14 protein-coding genes and 1 pseudogene are annotated in these 23,438 nt (G+C 56.3%); 4 read left to right on the forward strand and 11 right to left on the reverse strand.

What is annotated here, in order from left to right; all coding sequences use genetic code 11:
• Positions 1 to 141: 141 nt before the first annotated feature.
• Entirely contained in the window at positions 142 to 1,419 is a 1,278-nt protein-coding gene (locus QN062_RS05915; protein WP_369340918.1) for an ROK family protein, read from the forward strand.
• Between the two features lie 24 nt (positions 1,420 to 1,443).
• Here the strand turns inward: QN062_RS05915 and QN062_RS05920 are convergent, their stop codons facing one another.
• The 4 genes and pseudogenes from QN062_RS05920 to QN062_RS05935 all read right to left on the reverse strand — a co-directional run bounded on the left by QN062_RS05920 (position 1,444) and on the right by QN062_RS05935 (position 9,005).
• Positions 1,444 to 3,732: an alpha-galactosidase gene (locus tag QN062_RS05920; protein ID WP_369340919.1), complete on the reverse strand. Its 2,289-nt coding sequence runs from the start codon at positions 3,730 to 3,732 to the stop codon at positions 1,444 to 1,446.
• Positions 3,733 to 4,169: 437 nt separating this feature from the next.
• Positions 4,170 to 5,120, reverse strand: a pseudogene (locus tag QN062_RS05925) (ketopantoate reductase family protein); the annotation flags it as partial.
• A gap of 300 nt (positions 5,121 to 5,420) precedes the next feature.
• Positions 5,421 to 5,936 (reverse strand): nucleoside deaminase, encoded by a 516-nt coding sequence (locus tag QN062_RS05930; protein ID WP_394854709.1) that lies wholly within the window; start codon positions 5,934 to 5,936, stop codon positions 5,421 to 5,423.
• Between the two features lie 192 nt (positions 5,937 to 6,128).
• Positions 6,129 to 9,005: a cation-translocating P-type ATPase gene (locus tag QN062_RS05935; RefSeq protein WP_369340921.1), complete on the reverse strand. Its 2,877-nt coding sequence runs from the start codon at positions 9,003 to 9,005 to the stop codon at positions 6,129 to 6,131.
• 275 nt (positions 9,006 to 9,280) lie between these two features.
• Here QN062_RS05935 and QN062_RS05940 point away from each other — a divergent pair, with 275 nt between their 5' ends.
• Positions 9,281 to 11,512, forward strand: a complete 2,232-nt coding sequence (locus QN062_RS05940; protein WP_369340922.1) for a cation:proton antiporter — start codon at positions 9,281 to 9,283, stop codon at positions 11,510 to 11,512.
• 154 nt (positions 11,513 to 11,666) lie between these two features.
• Here QN062_RS05940 and QN062_RS05945 read toward each other — a convergent pair whose 3' ends face one another.
• Both QN062_RS05945 and QN062_RS05950 read right to left on the reverse strand, forming a co-directional pair.
• Positions 11,667 to 12,461 (reverse strand): alpha/beta hydrolase, encoded by a 795-nt coding sequence (locus QN062_RS05945; RefSeq protein ID WP_369340923.1) that lies wholly within the window; start codon positions 12,459 to 12,461, stop codon positions 11,667 to 11,669.
• 111 nt (positions 12,462 to 12,572) lie between these two features.
• On the reverse strand, positions 12,573 to 13,517 hold the full coding sequence (locus QN062_RS05950) for a hypothetical protein (RefSeq protein ID WP_369340924.1): 945 nt from the start codon (positions 13,515 to 13,517) through the stop codon (positions 12,573 to 12,575).
• Between the two features lie 579 nt (positions 13,518 to 14,096).
• Here QN062_RS05950 and QN062_RS05955 point away from each other — a divergent pair.
• A complete protein-coding gene (locus tag QN062_RS05955; RefSeq protein WP_369340925.1) occupies positions 14,097 to 14,825 on the forward strand; it encodes a histidine phosphatase family protein in 729 nt (242 codons plus the stop codon).
• Between the two features lie 17 nt (positions 14,826 to 14,842).
• On the forward strand, positions 14,843 to 16,213 hold the full coding sequence (locus QN062_RS05960) for a chloride channel protein (protein WP_369340926.1): 1,371 nt from the start codon (positions 14,843 to 14,845) through the stop codon (positions 16,211 to 16,213).
• Here the strand turns inward: QN062_RS05960 and QN062_RS05965 are convergent, their stop codons facing one another.
• The 5 genes from QN062_RS05965 to QN062_RS05985 all read right to left on the reverse strand — a co-directional run bounded on the left by QN062_RS05965 (position 16,214) and on the right by QN062_RS05985 (position 23,372).
• Positions 16,214 to 17,395: a PLP-dependent aspartate aminotransferase family protein gene (locus QN062_RS05965; RefSeq protein WP_369340927.1), complete on the reverse strand. Its 1,182-nt coding sequence runs from the start codon at positions 17,393 to 17,395 to the stop codon at positions 16,214 to 16,216. It lies immediately after the preceding gene.
• A 301-nt stretch (positions 17,396 to 17,696) separates the two neighbouring features.
• Positions 17,697 to 18,473 carry an SDR family oxidoreductase gene (locus tag QN062_RS05970; RefSeq protein WP_369340928.1) on the reverse strand — a complete coding sequence of 259 codons (777 nt, stop codon included), beginning with the start codon at positions 18,471 to 18,473 and terminating at the stop codon, positions 17,697 to 17,699.
• 1 nt (position 18,474) lies between these two features.
• On the reverse strand, positions 18,475 to 20,253 hold the full coding sequence (locus QN062_RS05975) for an ATP-binding cassette domain-containing protein (protein ID WP_394854710.1): 1,779 nt from the start codon (positions 20,251 to 20,253) through the stop codon (positions 18,475 to 18,477).
• A gap of 56 nt (positions 20,254 to 20,309) precedes the next feature.
• Positions 20,310 to 22,124, reverse strand: a complete 1,815-nt coding sequence (locus QN062_RS05980) for an ABC transporter permease (RefSeq protein ID WP_369340930.1) — start codon at positions 22,122 to 22,124, stop codon at positions 20,310 to 20,312.
• Positions 22,125 to 22,193: 69 nt separating this feature from the next.
• A complete protein-coding gene (locus tag QN062_RS05985; protein ID WP_369340931.1) occupies positions 22,194 to 23,372 on the reverse strand; it encodes an ABC transporter substrate-binding protein in 1,179 nt (392 codons plus the stop codon).
• Between the last annotated feature and the right edge of the window lie 66 nt (positions 23,373 to 23,438).

A 23,438-nucleotide genomic window follows, 5' to 3' on the forward strand; every position in this document is an offset into this window, starting at 1 on the left:
AATTACTAGGATAGGGAGAGAAACGGCCCCATGGCGGCAGATCTGTGTCACGTGGCAGGGGGAAACGCCTACGATCGACGGATGCAAGCATGAGGGCAACGCAGGCGATCATCCAAGCTCATGTTCTGGGAGGCAGAGTCCATGCACATCACAAGCAATGTTCCCAGAAACGACGCAGCCACCTCGCCGCAAGATGAAGAAACCGCCAGGCAACCGCTCCCTTCCTGGTTTTCTGGATCGGAATACACGCATCGGGTCGCTGCGGACATCCTGCAATACGGTCCGATTGCACGAACCACGCTCGCTCAGCTGCTGGGGCTTTCGCAAGGAGCCTTGTCCAGGATCACCAGCGACCTTCTTCATTACGGCGTCATCGAGGAATTGAACCCGGACGATCCCGACCTATCGGTAAAGAAGCCATTGCCTCTTGGATTCGTGCCTAAGGAAAGTGGAGGCGAGCGGCGGGGCCGTCCACAGACAGCGTTGCAGATTCGCAAGAATGAGCGCACTTTCATCGGTATCAACGTCAGAGGGAACAGCGCACTGGCCACGGCCTTGAACGTCTCCTGCGAGAAGATAGGCGAAAGCCATTCGATTGATTTTGAGGATCAGAATCCGCACCAACTGTGCAAGGCGTTGGCGGAGTTGGTCCATGCATGCGTGGAAGACACCGACCGGGCAAGGCTCAGCAAGCCTGTCGCCGTCGGCGTAAGCATCGGTGGCCACATCATCAATGACTCCACCGTGACCTTTGCCCCATTCCTGCATTGGGACGGCTCCGTCGACCTGGCCAGCATGATGACGCGGGAATGTGGCATACCTACTGGAATCTTCAATGACTTGGATTCCCTGCTGCACTATGAATGCTGGTTCGAGGCGGGCATCGGCATCCCGCGCTTCGCGGTCGTCACTATGGGTGCCGGGCTGGGCTATTCGCTGGCGCAAAACGGTCAGGCAATTGACTATGGTGACAAAAGCTACGGCCTCATTGCACATACGCTGGTTGACCCTGAAGGCCCACGCTGCTATCAGGGCCATAAGGGATGCGCCGAGTGCCTGACCAACGATTCCATTGCCGAGCAATATTCACTGAACCTCGGAAAGACCGCCTCCTTCGAGGATTTTGCACACGATGCCAGGCATGGCGTGCCCCAGGCCACTCAATTGCTGAACCGGACATGCTTCAGGCTGGGTGTTTTCATAGCAACTGTCGCAAATATCGCCATGCCGCAGAAAGTGATCGTGGCAGGAGAATCATCCTTTGTAGCACGCATGAACACAGAATCCATCCGCAAAGGCATCGAATCATACCGTCATAGCCAGGCTGGTCCAGTGTCACTGGAAATACTCGACGACATATGGGACAGATGGGCATGCGCGGCAGCTTCGCGAGCAATCAGCCGTTACATGCTCGGCTGATCGCATTCACGACGCAACCTTCGATCAGACTCGCACAAGTTCAAACAGCACGGCCTGTGCTGGGTTGAGCGATGGCGGGCGGACACCGCATTCTGCAAGGAATTCGCCTGGCAGAACGCTTCCCTGCTCATTCCACCACCCCAACTCTGACTGGCCATTGCCGATGCCATCCAAATCAAGCGATACGGACAGAGGTCGTACCGTGTACGCACCTTCTGCATCGAGACCAGGAATGCGAATGGGAGCGACGGGATAATGCTGGGAGGTGGTCAGCTGGGTGAATCTGAACACTGCATGGCTCTTATCCTCCGAGACGATGCCATCCACACGAATCGCCGGATCCGAACTATCGGCATGAACTACCGTTCCATGCTCGAACATCGTCCTGTTTCTCTTATATGCCTCGACCCATTGCGCAAGATGCTGCAAGGCCTCGTCATCCTGCTTCTGCAAATCCCATTCGATGCCCAGATGGCCAAAGAATGCCATTGCCATGCGCATCTGCTGACTGGTCGCACGCATCGTGGAATGCGCCGGTGAAGCACCCACATGCTCGCCGATCATCTCCGGAGGCACAAGCAAGGAAGTGTAGCGCTGAATGTCGGCGCGCTCGACGGGATCAACGCAGTCAGATGCCCAGATTCGGTCTGCGAACTCAAGGATTCCGAGATCGACACGTCCACCGCCCGAGCTGCAGGTCTCGATCTCAAGACCTGGATGCCTCTGCTTCAAGGTCTTGAAGATGCGGTAAACGGCCTCTGTCTGCGCATGGACGCAGGGCAATCCCGAATATGGCGAGACGGGTTCGGTGACAAGCTTGTTGTGGTCCCATTTTATGTAATCGATGCCCAGGGAATCGACAAGGGTGTCCATGGCATCGAAAACGTATGCGTAGGCTTCCGGATTAGTCAGGTCCATCACCTGCTGGGAACGGCCCTGCATGGGCAGTCTGTCGCGATTGGCATGCATGATCCAGTCAGGATGGGCACGAGCCGTGTCGGAATCAGGGTTGACCATTTCAGGTTCGAACCATAGACCGAATTCCATGCCCAGCGCATGTACGTACTTGGCAAGGGCGCCGAGACTCTTCTCGCCTTCTGGCCAGACAGCGGGGTCGATCTGCCAATCCCCAAGACCTGCGGTGTCATCCCTGCGGTGCATGAACCAGCCGTCATCGACGACGAACCGCTCGACTCCCGAGTCCCTTGCCTTGTCCGCAAGCGCCTTCAGAGTGTCGAATGAATGATCGAAATACACTGCCTCCCAGGTGTTCAGAATCACCGGACGCGGCTTCTTCGCGAAGAGCGGGTGCATGCTGCGTACAAAGCCGTGGAAACGCGAAGCAACCTCGTTCAGTCCTTCGCCATAGGATCCATACACCCAGGGGGTCGTGTAGCTTTCACCTTGTCCGAGCTGCATTTCACCGCCGACCAGCTGTTCCGCGCCACCAATCAGTCCCTGCGTATAGGTTGTCCTTTCAGCCGACAGCACGGAGTTGCCGCTCCAACCGACATGTGCGGAATACGCCTCACCATGTGAGAATCCGAATCCGGGAACTCCTGCCGTCATCAGCAGCGATGCATCGAAATCAGGGCGGCCGACCATGCTGAGACGCTCGACTCTGCCGATGTTGAAGGGTTGGCGCTGAGGAGAGCGTTCACGCAGATGATGGCCCGTCGTCGACAGAATCTCGCTGGCTTCCTCTGGGACCGGATATGCAAGTTCGATCTTGTCGACGCTCAACGTCCCGAGCTCGTTCTCGGCACGAGACCCATCGCTCTCTGAGCCATCTGTCGAACGGCCATTCGAGAGCCTTGCCCTCTGGCGCAGCAGACCCGATTGCGTTATTTCGCATTCCCACAGCAGCGTAAGCCCTTGCACTTCATCGATTGTAGTTATTGCGACCCTTCTGCCATCTATTGCAATTGGGTCATCGGTCGTGCTGAACCTGCAGAACAGCTCGACTCCATCTCTGCGAAGGACCAGACGGTCGGAACCGGTCCACGCTTCTGCCTGAGTTGGGATTATGCTCGGCCAATCGGTGTCGTCCAAGCCGCCGGAAACGCGCTGAGGCCTTACCGCGTCATTGCAGTTCACCAGATATTCGGGGTGCGCCATCGGTCTGCCCCATTGCACGATCCTCGGAAGATCACTGCCCTGCATCAGCAGCGTCACAGCGATGTCCGCATCCCTGTCTTCGCCATAGAGCGTCGTGGACTCCGTTCCATCATTTGCTTTCCCCTTGAAGATGCGCCAAGTTCCCCCTTCATTGGCCGCAGTCGTCCTGTCAGTGCCATTAACCACGTTGTTCATCACACAATTCCTTCGACTTTGAATTCAGCTTCCTCATAAATGTCGGCGTATGCTCCATGCCCATTCCAACATATTGTGGATGGCCGAAAAACATGGCTCTCCACTCATGTTTTTCAGAGTAATCTGGTTTTTCCTTAGTTGTCACCCTCGCGCATGTTATGACCGAAAGTAAAAAAATGAATTCGGCGCCTGACCTAGGTCAGGCGCCGAATTCAGTCAGAAACCCGTACAGGATCTGCCAATCTCCAAGGGACGAACCGTCTGCGTGCGGCTTCCATCACGCGTCAATCTGCATTGCCGCGCCTAGCCGTCTCAGTCCTCTAATCCTCTGAGTCTGCACTCCTGCTCTGTGCCGTCTTGACGAGGTTCTCGGCATCCTGCACAGCCGTCGCATTCGCCGAATTATTTGCATTGTGCGCTGCCTGAGCAATGTCTGGATTGTGGATTCTGAATGCAAGCTCGGCGAGGTGCACGCCATGCGTGAGGAATTCATGCGTCCTGCATACATAATCGTTTTCACGTCCGATCTTCGCGATGCATCCGTTGATGAAGTCGACCTCGGTTTTGCGTCCACGGGACATATCCTGATACATCGAAGGATAATGCAGCGGATTGGCGACACGGCTCACATAATCGATGGACTTGAGCTCTTCCTGACGAGTCTCGATAAGCCTGATTCCTGCACGGTCGCATGCATCATACGCCTCGTCGATCAATTGCTTCGCCATGTCCATCGATCCTGGATATTCAATGAACTCACCCATCGTGATCTGATACATCGTGCACAGCGTGTTGACGACCGAGTTGAAGATGACCTTCGCCATGCACGTGCCAATGAAGTTGGTCGTGATGATCGGATTCATGTTCGAAGCCTTGAAATCCTCGAACATCTCACGCTCGATGTCGGTCGTCTTCTCGTTGAAAGCGCACATATGCATCTCACCGGCACCTGACTTGCCAATGAAGTCGACGTCTCCAGGACCGTTCAGCACTGTTGCGACCATGGCGGTGCCGCCATAGATGCGATCGTCGCTGAAGTACTTCCTGATTTTCTCGAAATGACCCCATCCATTCATCGCCGAGAACACGACCTGGTGATCCTTGAACAAGGGCGCGCAGCGTCTCAGGATATCGTCGAGCTGCATCTGCTTCACGAAGATGATCCAGACATCGGGATCGCCCTTGTAGCTTTCCGGCGTATAGATGTCAATTGGAACCAGATGACGGTTCTTGCGGTCCCGCGATACATAGACTCCGCCCTGCTGGCGAACTGCCGCGATGTTCGGCTCCCATGCATCGATAAAGTCCACCTTGCGCCCGGCATGCTCCTGAATGAGCACACCATAGCGATATCCCATTGCACCTGCGCCAATAACTGCGTATTTCATATTTGTCTTTCCACCATGAGTGCAGCCCGTCGCCATCGCGAGGCATGGCATAGGTGGTCAATCCATGGAATCCGGATCGATTCCGTGCAGAACCCTGCCCATGCTCGCCGTTGCGAGCCCCTTCTTCACCGCGCACTACGAAAGCATGCCACGTCCCATGCACGCATCGCGATCTCATCACATCGTCAATGAAGATGAGGTTGTTAACCTCTGGCAAGACCCCCACTGGCAGTGTCCCAATCCCAGTCTCTTGAACCAAAACCAAGGAACACTATGTTTCGAGTATGTGACGCATCTCAGCTATGGGCGAGTTTTGTCCACATAGTGAACGCGTTTGGCCTGAAAGAATTCAGTGAGCAGAGCAGAGCATTCCCGCTCCCTGACCCCTCCGACGATCTCTGGGCTATGGCCCATATGCGGATCCCGCGGTATGTCCCAGACCGACCCACACGCTCCAAGCTTCGGATCCCAACTCCCGAAGACGATGCGGTCAACGTGCGAGAGAACCGCCGCACCAGCGCACATCGGGCATGGCTCCATGGTCACGACCAGGGTCAGCCCGCTGAGATTCCAACCTGCCGGTCGCACGGATGGAGCTCTCGATTCTTCAGGAGTCGCGGATGAGGGCGGATCAAGCCTTCTCTCATGAACCTGACGGAGCGCGACAATCTCAGCATGGGCAAGCGGATCGCCCGCCACTTCACGACGGTTGCATCCTTCACCGACCACAGCTCCCTGACTGTCGAGAATCACCGCGCCGATGGGAACGTCGCCACCAACCTGCGCCATATGGGCAAGTGCGAGCGCCCTATTCATCGCATCGTTCCAAGGCAGTGTCGTCAATGAATTCATTCATCAAGTCTAGAACACGGCATTCAGCAGAGCCCAGACATGCGAACAGCATCCGAACAGCGTGAGCCATCTAAGGCTGCTGCGAAGTCCGCTGCTTCGATCCAACACCGGCAGCTTCTCGTCCTCGCTGGAGAGAACCGAAGCGTTCCCTGGACCTCACGGACGAATCATGCCAGCTATCTTTCGCCTTGCCTGGTGGACCGCAGCGTACATTCCGGTTCTTGCGCCATATCCACGCGACGCAAGGAGAGAGCGAATGAACTTATCACCCTCGGAGAGAACCAAGACGCTCAGACCGATGAGCATGCACAGTCCCCACTGCCACAGCGCCAGTGGAGCCATTCCCAAGACCGAGGCCACGCCCGGTATGTACATCGCACTGGCATGAATCAGCAGGGCGACGATGGACGCTATGAGCAGGAACTTGTTGCGCAATGGATTGAGCTTGAAAATCATGACCGTTTCGGAACGCGCGGACATCGACATGAAGAAGTTGAAGAGCACGAGCAGAGTCAATGCCATCGTTCTTGCGGAGACAACATCGACGCCTTGATCGATCTCAAGCCTGAACATCACGAGGATGCACATCGCCATCCAGAGTCCGCACAGAGCCGTCCGTGCCCATAGCGCAGACGAAAGAAGGCCTTCGGTGTTCTTCCTCGGCTTGTAGTCAAGCTCATCGCCACTGCCCGGCTCGAATCCGAGCGCGACATCCTGCACGCCGTTGGTGACGAAGTTAATCCACAGCATCTGCAAAGGCAGGAACAGCAGCGGCATTTCCGCAATCACATTCACACCGACGGCAATCATCGCCGCGACCGCAGTCGAAAGCAGGAAGAACGCGGATCCGCGAATTGCCTTGAAAGTCACTCGCCCCTGACGCACAGCATGGGTGAGCGTCACGAAGTTATCGTCGGTGAGCACCACGTCGCTCGCCTCACGGGCCACGTCGGTTCCTGATTTGCCCATCGCGATTCCGACCGAGGCCGATTTCAAGGCAGGGGCATCGTTCACTCCATCGCCGGTGACGGCAACTACTTCACCCTGATCCTGCAGAACCTCGACGATACGGAGCTTGTCCTGCGGCGATACTCGTGCCGCAATTGAGGTTTCCTTCAGCCGGGCCTTCAGCACCTCGTCCCTCATGTCAGCCATCTCACGACCGGTCAGGACGTTGTCGGTCTGTTGAAGTCCCAGACGTTCGCCTATCGCAGCGGCCGTCGTCGGATGGTCTCCGGTTATCATCTTGACCTCGATGCCAGCTCCGATGCACTGCTCGATGGCCTCCCTGACCCCGGAACGAGGAGGGTCGAGCATGCCTTCAAGCCCCAGGAAGTGGAGATCGCGAGGCTTTCGGTATGTGGTCAGGTCCTTGTCCGCATCGATATGCCTGCTTGCGACGCCTATCACGCGCAATCCATCCCTGCCCATCGTCTCATAGACACCATGGATGGCCTCGGCATCAATGGAAATCTCGTTGCCATGTCCGTCATCCATCGTCTGACTCATCATCGCCAGCTTGTCGGGTGCGCCCTTCACATATTGGGTAAAGCCGCCATCCGCATTCTGCCTGATGGTCATGGAATAGGCCAGCTCAGGCTCATATGCGGTTTCAAGCTTGCTTTCGGCCTTGCGATCCTCGTCGCCTAGCGCATGGAAATCATCCGCGACACGCATCATGGCGACATCCACTGCATCGCCGGAATAGTTGTAGGTGCCTTCATCGGTCTTGCTCCGATACGCCTCGTTGGTGAGCGCCGCAGCCTTCAGCATTGCATGAAGACCGTCATTCGTACCATCTTCGAGTGAGCCGGCATGCACCTCGTCAGTGCTGAAGGATTCACCGGAACCAAGGCTCAGGCGTTCGACCGTCATCCGGTTCTGGGTAAGCGTCCCCGTTTTATCTGACCCGATGACCGTCGTTGAGCCGAGCGTCTCAACCGCAGGCAGGGTTCGCACGATCGCATTGCGCTTCGCCATTCGCGATATGCCCAGCGCCATCGCCACGGTGAGGACGATTGGCAGGGCCTCAGGCATGGATGCTACCACGAGCGATACGGCCGAGAGGAAGGAATTCGTCATGTCGTTATTGATGATCGTCCCCGCAATGAAGACGAAAACTGCAACGATGATGACACCTATGGATATGCCTCTTTCCGTGCGCTGCATGATCTGCTGCAAAGGCGTTTTCCCGCTGGCATTGTTGACCAGGCTGCTGATCTCACCGAGCTCCGTGTCAGCTCCTGTGGCGACGACGACCCCGCGGCCACGGCCACTGGTAACCATCGTTCCGGAAAACGTGACGCACTTTCGGTCTCCTAAAGACGCATCGTCCTCCACAGGCTCGGTATGCTTCTGCACATCGTTGCTTTCGCCAGTAAGCATCGACTCATCGACGCGAAGACGGCTGGTATCGAGCAGGCGGATGTCCGCAGGCACCCGGTCGCCGCTCTCGAGCAGGACGATGTCGCCTGGAACCAGATCCGCCGCCTCTATTTCCAGGCGTCTTCCGCCTCGAATCACACGACATGTCGGGCTTGAAAGCGAGGCAAGCGCATCCACCGCCCGATCCGCCTTGGATTCCTGGTAATAGCCAATGATCGCATTGAGCAGCAGAACGAGGAATATGGCCGCTGCATCGATGAGGTGGTCGAGCGCGATGGTGATAATTCCACACACGACAAGCACTGCGATGAGCGGACTTTTGAACTGGACAAGAAAGAGCTTCCACTTTGGCATCTTGGCCACGGAAGAAAGAGCATTCGGCCCGAACACCGAAAGTCTGCGCCCGGCTTCACTTTCAGATATGCCTTTCCGACTGGTTTCGAGGACTTCCAGAGCCTTGTTCGCATCGATGCCATGCCAGACAGTGTCATTTCTTGCATCTGATGTATTTGCCGGGGAAATGCCGTGATTTCTGTCATCCCTGTCCGCGGCATGCTCTGCCGACTCACGGCCAGCGCTGCCGCCGCGGATGTCGTCCGGCACCTTCTTCGATGCACCGTTTGTCTGGTTCCGGGTATTGTTCTCCATTGTCTTCATTGTCGTAGGGCCTTTCTGAGTCGAATCATCGTAAAGGTCGCTGCGGTCCATACAAATCGAAACATGATGCCAACATTTCATGTATCAAACTGACGGTTACACAAACCTTATTCCAAGCTAACATACCGATGCTTCAAGCTCTCGCAGGCTTCGCGCATAGGGCAGAATCCGCATTCGCCACGCGTCGTCTCGCTCTACGCTCAACTTTCGCTGTACACGATGCGTATAGTTGAACTGGATACGTGTTATCGGGAGGAGAGTGGTCTGTGGAATCGTTCACCCTGATACTGTGCATCATTGGCGCAGTGCTCGTGTCTTCCTTCATCAGCCGCTTCATTCCACGCATCTCGACCCCCCTGGTTCAGATTCTGCTGGGAACCGTCATGACGCTGCTGCCGATTGTGCCAAATACGGATTTGGACCCAGAGCTCTTCATGGTGCTCTTCATAGCGCCGCTGCTGTATTACGAGGCGCACAGCATCAACAAGCAGGCGCTGCTGAAGAATCTTCGGCTGTCGCTGTCGCTCGCCATCGGATTGGCCGCGGTCACGATGCTTGCGGTGGGATACAGCCTGCATACGGCATGGCTTTCGATACCGCTCGCCGCAGCCCTGTCTCTAGGTGCCGCACTGGGACCAACGGATGCGGTTGCCGTCTCGTCAATCGGCCGTGTCGCGAATCTCAGCGAACGTCAGCGTTCAATATTGAACGGTGAGTCACTGTTCAACGATGCGACGGGTGTCATCGGCTTCCAGTTTGCCATCTATGCTGCGGTGACCGGCTCATTCTCCGTAGTGGGGGCGGTGACGCAATTCCTTTTCTCGTTCATAGGCGGCATAGCAGTCGGTGCGATGGCAGGGCTGATGCTCAACTGGATGTTTGAGGCAAGCAGGCATCTGGGATGGGAAACGACGACGACGCGAATCCTGCTAGAAATTTTCTTCCCATTCCTGCTCTATCTGATCGCAGAGCATCTACTGCATATCTCCGGAGTGCTTGCCGTAGTGACGGGCGGACTGCTCGCACGATTCGACACCAGCGGCATCGGACCGAACGTGTCACGGACGAACATCGTCTCTTCAAGCGTCTGGACGGTGCTCTCATTCAGCCTCAACGGGGCTGTCTTTGTTCTGCTCGGCATGCTTCTGCCCAATGCGATGATGTCAAGCTGGTCAGATGAGAGCATAAGCCATGGCATGCTCATCGGCGTCATATTCCTTGTGTCCGCAGTGGTCATCGTCATTCGTTTCATATGGGTTTCGGCGATGCTGGCCGCCACCAAGGACACGGTCACGCACGAACGCCGACCGATGACTCTCGAGCGCTGGCGTTCTGCCGCTGTCATGACCTTTGGAGGGCCAAAGGGGACCATCACGCTTTCGCTTGCGCTCACCATCCCCTACACGGTCAGCTCCGGAGCATGGTTCCCGATGCGTGACGAACTCATCTTCATCGCGGCCGGCGTGATAATCGTCACGCTCCTGCTCGCCAACTTCGCACTTCAAGTTCTGGCTCCTGCAAATGCCCAGGGCGTTTCGACGAAGTTCGTGGAAGCCGTGCTCGAAGTGCTCCGACGAACCATCGAGCAGCTCTCCGAACATGACACCAGAGACAACCATCATGCAATGCGCATGGTGCTTTCCTCCTACAATCAGCGAATAGCGCGTCTTAAATCCCAGATCGGGCAGCATGACTCCAAGGAACTGGAACGTCTGCAGATCACCGTGCTGAATTGGGAACGAGACTATATAGAGAACAGAATCACCATCATCGAGAATGAGATCGCCGAATTCAATGATTCCGATGGGGCCGATGGCAAGGAACTCGATGAATTCAGCAATGATGGCACCGGGGACCTCCCAGTCACCTCTCCTGGCGATGCTGCGGGGAGCGGGATGGATGAAAGCGTCGAACTCCTCGGAGAGCAACAGTCATGGCAACGTTCATGGATCGTGTCACAACTCACGCCCTTGCAGCGCTTTGAGTCGGAACGACAGGCGGCAGAACGCATACTGATCCATATTTCACGTTCGCTCAGCCACATATCCGAATCGAGCGAACTGCGGTGGAGACTTCGCTCCCTGCGCCGTCGCACCCAAAGCCTGGCGAAGGGTCTTGAAAGCCGCGTGCGCCACTCCACCCCTCTTGTGAGCGATGACACGATCTTCGTGGTTTCCCGACAGCTCCATCTCGATCTGAACCGGTACGTCATCGAGAAGCTCTATGCAGAGCTGGCAAAATCCGACTTCAACACCGAAGATGTGCTTTCCGTGATCATCGAGCATCAGCGTGCAGAGACGGCCTTGCGTGCGCGACCTTCGGTCAATGAGTCCGCACACGTGATGAATGGCATTCAGGAAATCAAGCGCGAAGGGTATGCGATTGAGCTGGCGGTGATTCAGAACATGTTCGAATCCGGCGACATCACCCGAACCGAGGCGCGCCAGCTGCGCAGGAACGTCTATGTGATGCAGGTCGATGCAGATTCCAGCATCTAGTCTGTCCGCAATCGTGAGTTTTGCGGCAATCGTCGAATATAAGAGTGCAATATCGTTGAAAAATCCATCGAATTTGGCTGTGTACTAGTGAAGCTACTGGCCAATTGCCGCAAAACTCGATATTTCAATAATCGAACCCGATACGTGCAATGTTCTACATGACTCCGGAAGCTATGTTATTGTCGCTCAGCCACTGGCGGATGTCATTGAATTCGTCAAGGCTCACGGCATGATCCAAGCCGGGATACCCGCAGGATTTCAACCATGTGTGTTCTTCAAGCCATGCGGCCATGCCGTAGATCTCATATTTTGGAATGATGTTGTCCGCCTTTCCGTATCCATAGAACACGGGAACTTCCAGAGCGGCAAGGCGCTCGTCAGCCGGAGCGGCGTCGGCAACGACCTTTGGCGCCAGAAATCCAGATAGGCTTATCGCCGCACGATATCGTTCCGGATGCACGCGAAGCAAATGCACAGCCAGAACCCCGCCTTGCGAAAAACCGAGGGGAACAATCTCGCGATTCGAATCGATGTTCTCGTCGATCCAGCTGTCAATCGCCAGAGATGCTGCATACGCATCACGGTCGAGGCTGGCTCCCGTCGGGACGCAGTCATGAAACCACGTATACCCGCCTTGCCCGAACTGCGAGGGCATGTCGAGCGGTGCACGCAATCCAATGTAGTCGTTGAAGGGGGCGATGTATTGCATCAGATCGGCCAGGTCACGCTCATTCGAACCCCAGCCATGCAGCAGCAGAAACAAAGGTTTCGCCGGATTTGCCTGTGCATTCCGATTCGAACGCAAGGCATGCGAGATTCGCACTGGATCGCCGAAATGACCGGGAATCACCGTCGATGCCTCTCCTATGAGAGAAACCGCATCGGGGGATGATTCGCCCGCGCCATGGATATCGCCATGAATATCGTCATTGTATGTATTTTCGCTCATATTGCAAACCTTAGCGCCTTTGATCAACGGATGGTCTCAGATCCTTCGACCCCGATTGGAACGCATGGGCATTCCACGCAACCGCAGTCATCGATCCGTGAGAATCCTCATTCACTCGACGGTTTCTATCGTGCCACCCCAGGATTTCTGGAGTTTCTCGATGTTGGTCTTTTCACCGAATACAAGCCATGTCTTGCCATTCAACGTGCGCCAATCGCCCTGGGCCTTGCTGCTATCCGAGTATTCTTCCAGCAAGTCAGCGATCTTGGAATTGACTGCCCCACGTTCCAGACTTGCCATCGTCTGATTCTCAAAGGTGACATATGCCATGCGCGGATTGCTGCACAGTTCGGCAAGAGTCAGGCCCGGATATGAGCTCGTGGCCAGGGACCGCCAGCCTCCAGTACACGTTCCGACCGAAGTCTCGATGCCCTTGCGCATGGTCTTGCTGCTGGCTGCAGGTGCACTTTCAGCAACGGAGGGCTGAACCACGCCTTCTGGAAAAAGATTGCCAATGAGCAAGCCACAGATCGTGATCAGCAAGGCGAGAATGATGCCGATGATCCCCCATGTGCCCTTTCTCCCCTTTGCCGACGCCCGCCTTTGCCCAACCTTGGCCACGATAACGAATATCAGTGCCAACGCGCAGAAGACACATGCAGCCCATTCGAATGCCGTGAGAGCAATGCCATGGCTGAATCCGAGAGCTGCCGGAGCAATTGTCCGAGTGATGAATATGACTGAGCATATGACAGCAACGAGGCCAGACACCGCTCCCAGTGCAGCTGACACCGACGCCGCCTTGGAACGCGGCGATTTCATCGCATACCGTGGCCGATTCCCTGATTCATGCGAGCGCGGACCATTGTTATGGTACGAAGCATAATCGTTGACCGGATGTCCGGCATTTGAGGAGTCGGGATACCCGGTCTCATCGAACTGTTCGAACTCGTTGAACTCTGCAGATCCGGCATTTGGTCGATTCGAGGCCTTTCTGCCCTCGGCCGCCGCCTCGGACCGCCGCCTGTTCAAGGAATCAGGCTGATATTCTGGCAAATCATTTTCTTTTTCCCCATCAGATGCCATTGCTTCTCCCACCGTATTCTTGAATCTCGCCAAGCAACAACCGCCTTTGGCAGTTGAATCTGTCCTGAGACAATCCTAATGCGAAAAACGAAAACCCGGCGGTGCACCCGCCGGGTGAAGATAAGGAGAGAGAAGAAGATTCAGTTATCAGGAGAGGGGATCTCTTGCCGATGGAGAGGAATCCTTTCCATCGATAGAAGTAACTTAACCATCGAGTCCTTGGCGAAAGCCCAGCGATGGCTGAAAGTTTTCTGAGACTACGGGATTCAGACTACGGAATTCAGACCATAGAATTCAGACCATGGAACCCATCTTCCCGGTTTGGGGCGATTTTCTTCGAAATGGCGATATCCTGTGTCCCAAGCTGCGGGAACCTTGAAACAATCTCGGGAAATTCGGTGGAACTGCGTCACTTCAATGCAGCGGGTCCCCTTTTCGCTGCGGCTGGCAAGGAAGGTTCAGTATCCGGTTTATTCTAGTTACGGAATAGTTGAAGATCTCGCTTGGCTTCGCATTGTCAGGACGTTGCCATAATAGAGAAGGACAGATATGGCAGACAGCATGCACACGGTGAACTCGATCATTCTTGTTCGCCACGGACGCACGGATTTCAATGCGCAGCACAGACTCCAAGGCCAGATAGAGCAGCCACTTGACAAGGATGGTCTCTGGCAGGTCGCACAGACTGCACGCGCCTTGAGCACTCTGTATGTCGAACACGCACAGGAAGTCCCGAAGCAATTGGTCGTCAGCTCCAACCTCAGTCGAGCGATGGACACCGCACACCAGTTTGCCGACCCACTCAATCTCGAGGTCCATGCCGATCCCGCTTTCCGTGAGCGCAGCTATGGCGACTGGGAAGGCATGTCCCGTGACGAGATTCAGGCCCAGTGGCCTGAGGATTTCAAACTCTGGCAGAGCTTGGATGGCGGCGAACTCAGACACAATGCAGAAGCCTTGGAGGATGTCGGCGCAAGAGGCGCCGCCGCCTTGCAGAGGTGGGCGACATCGGCGGGATCGGATACGAATCTCTTCATATTCGCGCACGGCACTTTGATCGAAACCGTATTGCACACGGTTCTGGGGATTCACAGCGTTCCCCCATGCACGTCGTTGGTGGGAATGAGAAACGCGCATTGGGCCCGTCTGGTTCCCCTGCATTATGGCAGCGACGATGAGCGGCATCTAAAGTGGCGTCTTTCGGAATACAATCGTGGGCCTGCCATTGCCTCGACTGGTGATTGGCATGACATTCCACCGCTGAAAGCCACAATCTGACTTCGATGGACTGTTCCATGAACTCGGAAGCAGCCGGGACCACTTACGATTCATCTGCCCGCACGCGCAAGGTCGCAGGCTCCGAAACGGTCTCTTCAGGCACGCCCCCGATATCATCACGAAGGCGCGCACTGATTCTGATCGTCTCGACTGTCGTTCTTGGCATCGTGGCAGGCATCTCATCTGGACTTCTGTCACTGCTGCTCTCGTCCGTCGAGCATGCGTTCCTTGGGTTCGTGGAGAGCTCGTCGATGCCTGGCGCGTTCGAAGTCAATCACTGGCGTCGCCTTGCTTCCTTGATTGTCGGAGGCACCGTCGCCGCTGTCATATGGTGGCTTCTACGCAACAGAGCCAGGCACGTCCCTTCTGTGAAGAAGGCTGTCGACGGCGCTGACATGCCAGTCTGGCAAACCATCGTGCATGTGATGACACAGATTTTCCTCGTAGGCACGGGCGGATCGGTCGGTCGTGAGGTCGCTCCACGCGAGGCAGGGGCAATGCTTGGCGGTCTTTGGTTTCGTTTCATGCATCGCTGGGGACTGCAGCAGGAGGATCGGGAGCTGCTGGTCGCCGCCGCAGCCGGCGCCGGTTTTGCTGGCGTATACATCTCGCCCCTCACCGGCGCTCTTTTCTGCGTCGAGATTCTGCTCAGGCGCGTGAATGCCGAAACGGTGGCCGTGAGTCTGGCAATGTCTTCTCTCGCATCGTTCATAGGCGGCTCGATTCATGGCACGGAACCCTACTATGCCGTTCCGGATACGCCCTTCTCGTGGCAAATTCTCGCATTCGCGGCAGTCGCATCGCCTCTGATCGGCATTGCCGGTGGCTTCTTCTCTCGTGCATCGCAATGGGCTGAGACTCGCAAGACAACCGGTGTCCATATGCTCTGGCTGCTTCCGCTCATCGCTGCGCTGACCGGCATTGTGGCAATATGGGCGCCGGAAGTCATGGGCAATGGACGCGCGCTCGCGCAGACCGCCCTTAACTACTCTGCTGGGACTGCCACCAACGTCACCGTGCTCGTCACGCTTGCCGCGTTGGCCTGCGCGAAGGCTTTATTGACGACGCTCACGCTCAAGGCCGGGGCATCTGGAGGTACCCTCACCCCTTCCATAGCAATCGGCGCAGCCCTTGGCGCGTTGCTTGGCATCCTCTGGAACAATCTGGTTCCCGGCACGCCAATATGGCAATGTGCGATCGTCGGTGCAGTCGCCCTCCTCTCGTCATCACAGCACGCACCGCTCATGGCGATGACGATGCTGGCAGAAGTGAGCCATGTGTCCATCACTGCCCTGGGACCATTGGGACTTGCCACCAGCCTTGGCGTGGCGGCTTCGAATCTTACGAAATTCACCCCGCATCTTGACAATCCAAGACGATCGCTCTGATCACGATGCCCTTGCCACACCTGCTGTCTGCCTTTGAGCGGCGACGGCAAAGGCCTGCTCCAAATCACCCAGCAGATCCCGTACATCTTCTATGCCGATGGCCAGTCGAATGAGTTCGTCGCTTATCCCCAGCTTGAGTCGCTCTTCGCGAGGAATTTCGAAATGAGTCATCCTGCACGGCAGCTCGGCCAGGCTCTCAACCGCTCCAAGACTCACCGCCAGACGAAACACATGTAGATTGTCGACCACGACGCTCGGATCAATGCCCTGTTCCACCTCAAATGACAGAACGCCTCCGGCACCGCTCAAGCCCTTTGACTTGAGATTGGCCAGACCCTGTCCTGTAGATCCCGGATAGTGCACGGCGCTCACGAGCGGATGGGCGAGAAGATATTGAGCAATCGTCTGAGCATTTGCCTGCTGACGATCCATACGCAATGCAAGGGTTTGCATTCCACGGCGCACGGCATCGCATTCGTTTGGGGCAAGAACCCCACCCAGGCGATTCTGGGCAAAGAAGAGACGGTGTGCCAGCGATTCGTTCCTCGCAACTGCAAGGCCTGCAATCACATCGGAATGCCCTGCCAGGTACTTGGTTGCGGAATGGAGCACGATATCGGCTCCCAGATCAAGCGGCTGCTGAAGATATGGGGTGACGAACGTGTTGTCAACGATAAGAATCGCACCATAGCGGTGCGCCAGGCCTGCGAGCGCGGCTATGTCATTCACCTGCAGCAAAGGGTTGGTCAGCGTCTCGACATAGACCGCCTTCGTCCCTGAAAGCTGCAGGGTGCGCGCGACAGCGCTCAGATCCTGGGTGTCTACCGGATTGACGATCAATCCCCACCTGTCAAAATACTCGTGCAGCTGTGAATAGGTTCCGCCATAGATGTTCGCGCCCACCGCGATGCGATCGCCTGGAGAGAATATGGACAGCGCGGCATGAATCGCCGCCAACCCAGAGGAGAATGCAAACCCCTGAAAGCCATGTTCCAGTTGCGCAATCTGACGTTCGAGAAATTCTCGGGTCGGATTGCCGGAACGCGCATAGTCCCATCGCGGAGCCTCGTCGACGGAGCGAAAGGCGTAGGTCGATGAATTATAGATCGGAGGGTTCACTGCGCCCGTCCCATTGTCCTGAACACCCACTCCATGCACCAGTTGCGTTGTGAATTGAACCATCGTCGCCATCCCTCGATTCTCTTCCTGTCCGATTGCCGGGCGACCATGTCACGCCCTTGCCGATGCACTTGAACCTATCAGGGTTGCAGGGCGGAAACCAAGCCCCGCAATATACGAAAAATCTATGCGCCGTTACTCGTCACCGACTTATCAAGGCTTATCGACCATGACTGCTGCCGAGGTTCTCACATCGCTCGCATCGCGACACTCCACAGTGCCATGCAACAGCCGCCCCCCCCCCAACTTGTGCCGGCACAATCCTGGTTCCTCGAATTCGGCATATGGCGTCGATTCATCCAGGTCATACTATGAATGCCGCCGACACCTCCTGACGAGGCCGTAAGTCGACATTGGTGATCTGCACGTCTTCGCCGGCCCGTGCAATCCAGAGCACCGCATCGGCAACGGTCTGCGGGTCGATATAAGCCTGCGGAACGAATTCAATTCCCAGACGATCATTGATGGCATGCAGCATCTTCGTGTTGATCTGGCCAGGATAGATGGTGCTGACTCGAACACCGTTCGATGCCTCCTCAAGACGAAGCGTATCCGCGTATCCGCGAAGCGCATGCTTTGAGGCAGCATATATGGAATGATTCTCCACGGCTCTCTCACCAGCTCCGGAGTTGATGAACACAACCGTTCCCTTCACCGATCTGATGGCTGGCAGCAGACCTGTCGTGAGCAGCGACGGAGCGACCACATTCGTTTTCAGAACGGTCCCCCAATCCTCCGCCGTCGCATGGTCGGCTCTCCCGACAACCGCGACCGCCGCCGCATGAACGACCAGATCGATTCCAGCGTGCTCCCTGTCATTCAGCTCTCGAGACCAGGCAAGAAGGTCCTCGCTGCTCGAAAGATCGAGAGTGAACGCTTCCACATCGTGAATGGAGTTCAATTCCTTGGCGTCCGTATAGGACCTCACGATGGCAAGCACCCGCCAACCCTGTCGAATCAAACCGCGCACCACGCTGCCACCCACTGCGCCACCCGCCCCCGTGACAAGCGCCGTTCCCTGACGAGACGCCTTCCCGGAAGGTGTTCTCCTCTCTTGGGATTTCTGCCCATATGTCACCATGTCATGCACCTTCCCTGGCTCCACCGAGATATGCTTCCTGAACCTGCGGATTGTCCAACAACGATGATGCTGGGCCCTGCAGCCTGATGCTGCCGTTCTGCAGCACATAGCCATAGTCGGCGATGGAAAGGGCCAGTTCGGCCTGCTGCTCGACCATCAGCACGGATATGCCCAGATCATCACGCAACTTGACGATCTGTTCGAGCACGTCTTCGACAAGCTTGGGAGACAACCCCATCGTGGGCTCATCCATGCAAATCAGCCGAGGATGGCTCATCAGAGCCCTGGCAAACGCCAGCATCTGCTGCTCTCCGCCCGAAAGCGTTCCGGCCTGCTGATTCCTGCGTTCCTTCAGACGCGGAAATCGCATATACATGTCGTCCAGATCATCGCGAATCTCGCCTTTGCCTTTTCTGGTGTATGCGCCGGCAAGCAGATTCTCCTGCACACTCATCTGGGGAAATACACGTCTCGCTTCGGGAACTGCACCAATGCCAGACATGACCCTGCGACGCGTGCTTGCCGAGGTGATGTCGACGCCGTCATAGAGAATCTGCCCACGCCTCGTTCTTTCAAGTCCCAGTATGGATTTCATCGTGGTGGACTTTCCTGAGGCATTGCCCCCAAGCAGCGAGACTATGGCACGATGCGGGACGTCCACTGAGATGCTCTGCAAGGCATGAACCTGACCATAGAAGACGTCTATCGCACGAATGCTGAGCAGAGCTTCCTCAGCATTCCCGGCATGGGAAGGAGCCTCGGCTCCATCAATGACCGGATTGCCATTCTGCCGATCCGCCTCACCGCCCGGCATGCCCGCTGCCGCATTCAGGGCATCTTCGGGCTGCCGCTCCAGAGCGTTCTGCATGCTCAGGACCGCGCGAGAATCATCGATCTTCCTCTTTGCGCTCGGCCTTCGCTTTCCAAGATAGGCCTCGACTACCTGAGGATTGCTTCTCACCTCGTCAGGATCGCCCTGAGCGATGATTCTGCCGCCGTCCATCGCAAGCACCCGGTCGGAAAGCGCAGTGACCAGTTCGATCTTGTGCTCGACCAGCAGAATGGTGTGGCCCTGGTCCTTCAGAAATTGCAGCTGACGCAAGACCTCTGCCGTCTCAGACTGGTTCATGCCAGCAGTCGGCTCGTCCAGAAGCAGCAACGTGGGCTCGCTGATATGCGCCCGGGCGATTTCCGTCCTCCGCCTGTTCGCATATGACAGGGTGTAGGCATAATCGCTGCGTCGTGATTCCAACCGCTCACGGAAACGGTCGATCTCACGACCTATGCGCTGTTCCACTTCGCGCCGTTCTCTGCGAACATGTGGGCCAGGAATGAGGGCCACTCCCGTTTCTGCCAATAAAGGCAGCCATTTCAAGATGGGAAAGCGCTGCAACCCTGAGAAGGGGCGCTGTGCCCGAAGCTTCTTGTGATACCCCAGCCCTATGTTTTCGTCAACTGTCAGACCGGCGAATACCCGCCCATTCTGAAAGGTTCGCGCCAAGCCTCGATCGGAAACCTCAGCTGCGCTCAGACCCGCAACCGGATTGTTTTCTATGTCGATCAGCCCGGCATCAGGCGCGATGAACCCGGAAATCAGATTGATGGTGGTGGATTTACCCGAACCATTCGGCCCTATGATCGAAATGACCTCTCCCTTGTGCAGGTCGAACGATAGCTTATCGACCGCCCGCAATCCCTGGAAGGATTTTTCGATGTCTCGCACCCTCAGCACGATGGGATTCTCGAGCACCGCCCTGCGGTGTTCGGCATTCGACGACATCGAGTTCAATGGCACCGACGGATCGCTGCCTTCATGAAGATGATCAGCCATTGGAATCAGACCTTTCTTGCAAAAAGACCTTGCGGCCTGAACAGAATTATGAGGATCAGGAGCAGACCATAGATGATGATTCGCGCATCGGGAACTATGCGCAGCAGCTCTGGCCCTCCGATCAGGATGACTGAGCCAAGAACCGCGCCAAGAGGCGAGTTCATGCCCCCGAGCACGATGATGGTGAGGATCAGGACCGACACGTTCGAGGTGAAGACGGTTGGATCGATGTATGTGTATTGATGCGCAAGCAAAGCCCCTGCAAGACCGGTGAAGAATGTTGCAATCGCATAGGCCAGGGATTTGTATGCACCAGTCCTGATGCTCAATGCCTGTGACGCCTCCTGATCGGAACCGATCGCTTCGAATACCCTGCCCAGGTGAGAGGAACGAATGCGTGTGACCACCACAAGCGCGAAGAGCATGACCACGATGTCCAACAGATATTGCATCTGCTGAGTGAACAGCACCTGCCCGAAAACCGTTGGAAATGGTATGCCCTGTATTCCCAGCGAACCTTTCGTCAGCGGCTCCCACAGACGAATGATGGCAACCATCACGGCACCCACACCGATTGTCGCGATTGCAACGTAATGGCCGGAAAGCTTCCACACGGGGAAGGTGAGCAGGCTCGATGCGATCGCCGCAATGATGCCTGCCGCGAGCAACGACAGCAGAAAAGGCCAGTGCAGCTGGGTCGTCAACAATGCCGAGGCATAGGCCCCCACGGCCAGGGGACCGGCCATTCCCAGAATCGTCTGACCTGCGGAACCCGAGATCAAGGTAAGCCCCACTGCGGCTATTGCATAGATCGCTATCTGCGTGCCGACTCCGGCAAGATAGTCGGAGAGGAAGAAGGGCGAAGCCAGCAAAATTCCTGCAAGCGCCAGATTCCCCCACCAAGGCAGGGCTATCGGTCTGCCGCCGCCAAGGAACGTGCCTGTCAGTGGCTCTGACTTCACATCGTTCTTCGGTCCCAACAGACCCTGCGGTCTCAGAATCAGAATGATGAGCAGGGCTCCGAATGTGATGAGGTCATGCGCTCCGTCGCCAAGCCACGAGATGCCGACAGCTTCGACAACGCCCAGCACAAGGCCTCCAACCACGGCACCAGGTATGGACCCCAGACCCCCGATCGTTGCGGCCACGAAGGCAGTCATGCCTATGGTGCCCCCATTCATGGGATTGATGTTCGAGTTGAAAAGTCCGACGAAGATCCCCGATACGCCCGCCAGAACCGAACCGATGACGAATGAGACGTTGCGAATCGACTTGACCGGAATGCCCATCTGACGTGCAGCCTGAGAGTCCTGCGATGTGGCTCGAATCGCCTGACCCGTCTTGCCGTATTTCAGGAACGCCCACAGTGAAATCATGATCAGCACGGTAAGCAGCACCATCACCACATCGGACGTTCCAAAACGAACGTCGAACAATTGCAGGTTGTAGGTGGGCAGCAGCTTCGGGAAGGGTCTCGTCTGCGGGCCGAAGACGACCTGGAGACCGTTGTCCAGTATCTGACCGACGCCAATCGTCGCGAGCAATGCTGCAATGGGCTTGCGACCCTCCAGCGGAGCGATCACCGCGGTGTTCATCAGCAATCCCAAAAGACCGGTGACGACGATCACGGCGACAGCGATTGGGACGATTCCCCAGCCAAGGGATGCACCCAACCACCAGGCGACCATGATTCCAACCGCGACGACCGACCCTTGCGCAAAGTTGGCGACGTTGGTGACGCCAAAAATCAAGGACATGCCGACGGCCACGAGGGCATATGCGCTGCCGTGAATAAGGCCGGAAAAAAGTGTATCAATCATATGATGTGCTTCCTAGCTGCATGGTGCGGCAGGCGCTAGATCGCCTGCCGCGGTGGGTGAATGCCCCGACTACGCCTCGTATTGCACGAATTTGCCATCCTTGACAATCAGCAGGATGGGTTTGATGCTGTCTGCACGGCGCGTCTTCTGATTGAAGGTGAAGGTGCCTCCGTTACCCTGATACAGCGGGAAGTCAGTCACGGTCTGCAAGGCTTTCTGAATGCCGTCGCGGGTGGGCTCGGTCTTGTTGGCGGCGTGCGCCAGATCGATGATCGCCTGATATGCCGTCACCTCGAAGTTACCAGGATTATTGCCGTACTTCGCCTTGAAATCCTTGACGAACTGCTGTGCCTTGGCATCCTTGGTACCCGTAGCCGAGAAGCTTCCGGTTATGATGGTCCCATCCGCATTGTCGCCGGCCAGATCAAGGAACTCCTTGGTCTCCTGCCCACCGAAGAACGATCCCGTATATCCCAGTTTGTCCCGCAGGGTGTTGAGTACCAAGGCGCCGTCCGGACCGTAGCCGATATCGACTACCGCATCGGGCTTCGCGTCTCGCGCGGGAATCAGAATGGGGGAGAGATCCGTCGAATCTGCGAGGTATGAGGATTCATATACGATTTGGGTGCCGTTCTTCTTGGCTTCCTCCTTGAAATACTCATATGCCTGCTTGCCCCAGTCGTTCTCGAGATATACCACTGAGATTTTCTTGGCCTTTGTCGCAACGACATCGGCGTTCGCCTTCTGATAGGCATCCTGGCCAATCTGAGGCGTCCATACATGATCGCCTGTGTCAGTGAATGTCGGGGCGGAATTGTTGAAACCATAGTGCACCAGGCCAGCCTGCTGGAAGATCGGCGAAGCAGCAGAGGAAGCCGGGGATGCATAATCACCGACCACCGCGATTATTGACTTATCGGCAACCAGCTTTGGCGCCACCGCCGCATCCTGCTTGGGGTCGGACTGAGTGTCGAAGTACTTGAGACCAAGCTTCTTGCCACCCACTCCTCCGTCTGCATTCACCTTTTCGATTGCAAGGTTGAACCCTTCTTCGAAGAGCTTGCCGTACTCTGCATATTGCCCTGTCTTGGGATAGATGACGCCGATGTTCACCGTATCCGATGTGCCGCTGCCCGACGATGCCGATGAACTGTCTCCGCCTAGACCGCACGCCGATGCTGCAAACGCTGTGCCCAGGGCAATCGTCGATGCCACGCCTATTCGTATGTATCTGTTGAAAATGCTCATTGCCGTTCTCTCTCTTCTGTCTTCGCTCTGATTGTTGGTAAAGATGGTTGGTGTAGCTTATGTGGG

The organism is Bifidobacterium sp. WK012_4_13, assembly GCF_041080835.1.
Taxonomy (GTDB): Bacteria; Actinomycetota; Actinomycetes; order Actinomycetales; family Bifidobacteriaceae; genus Bombiscardovia; species Bombiscardovia fermentum.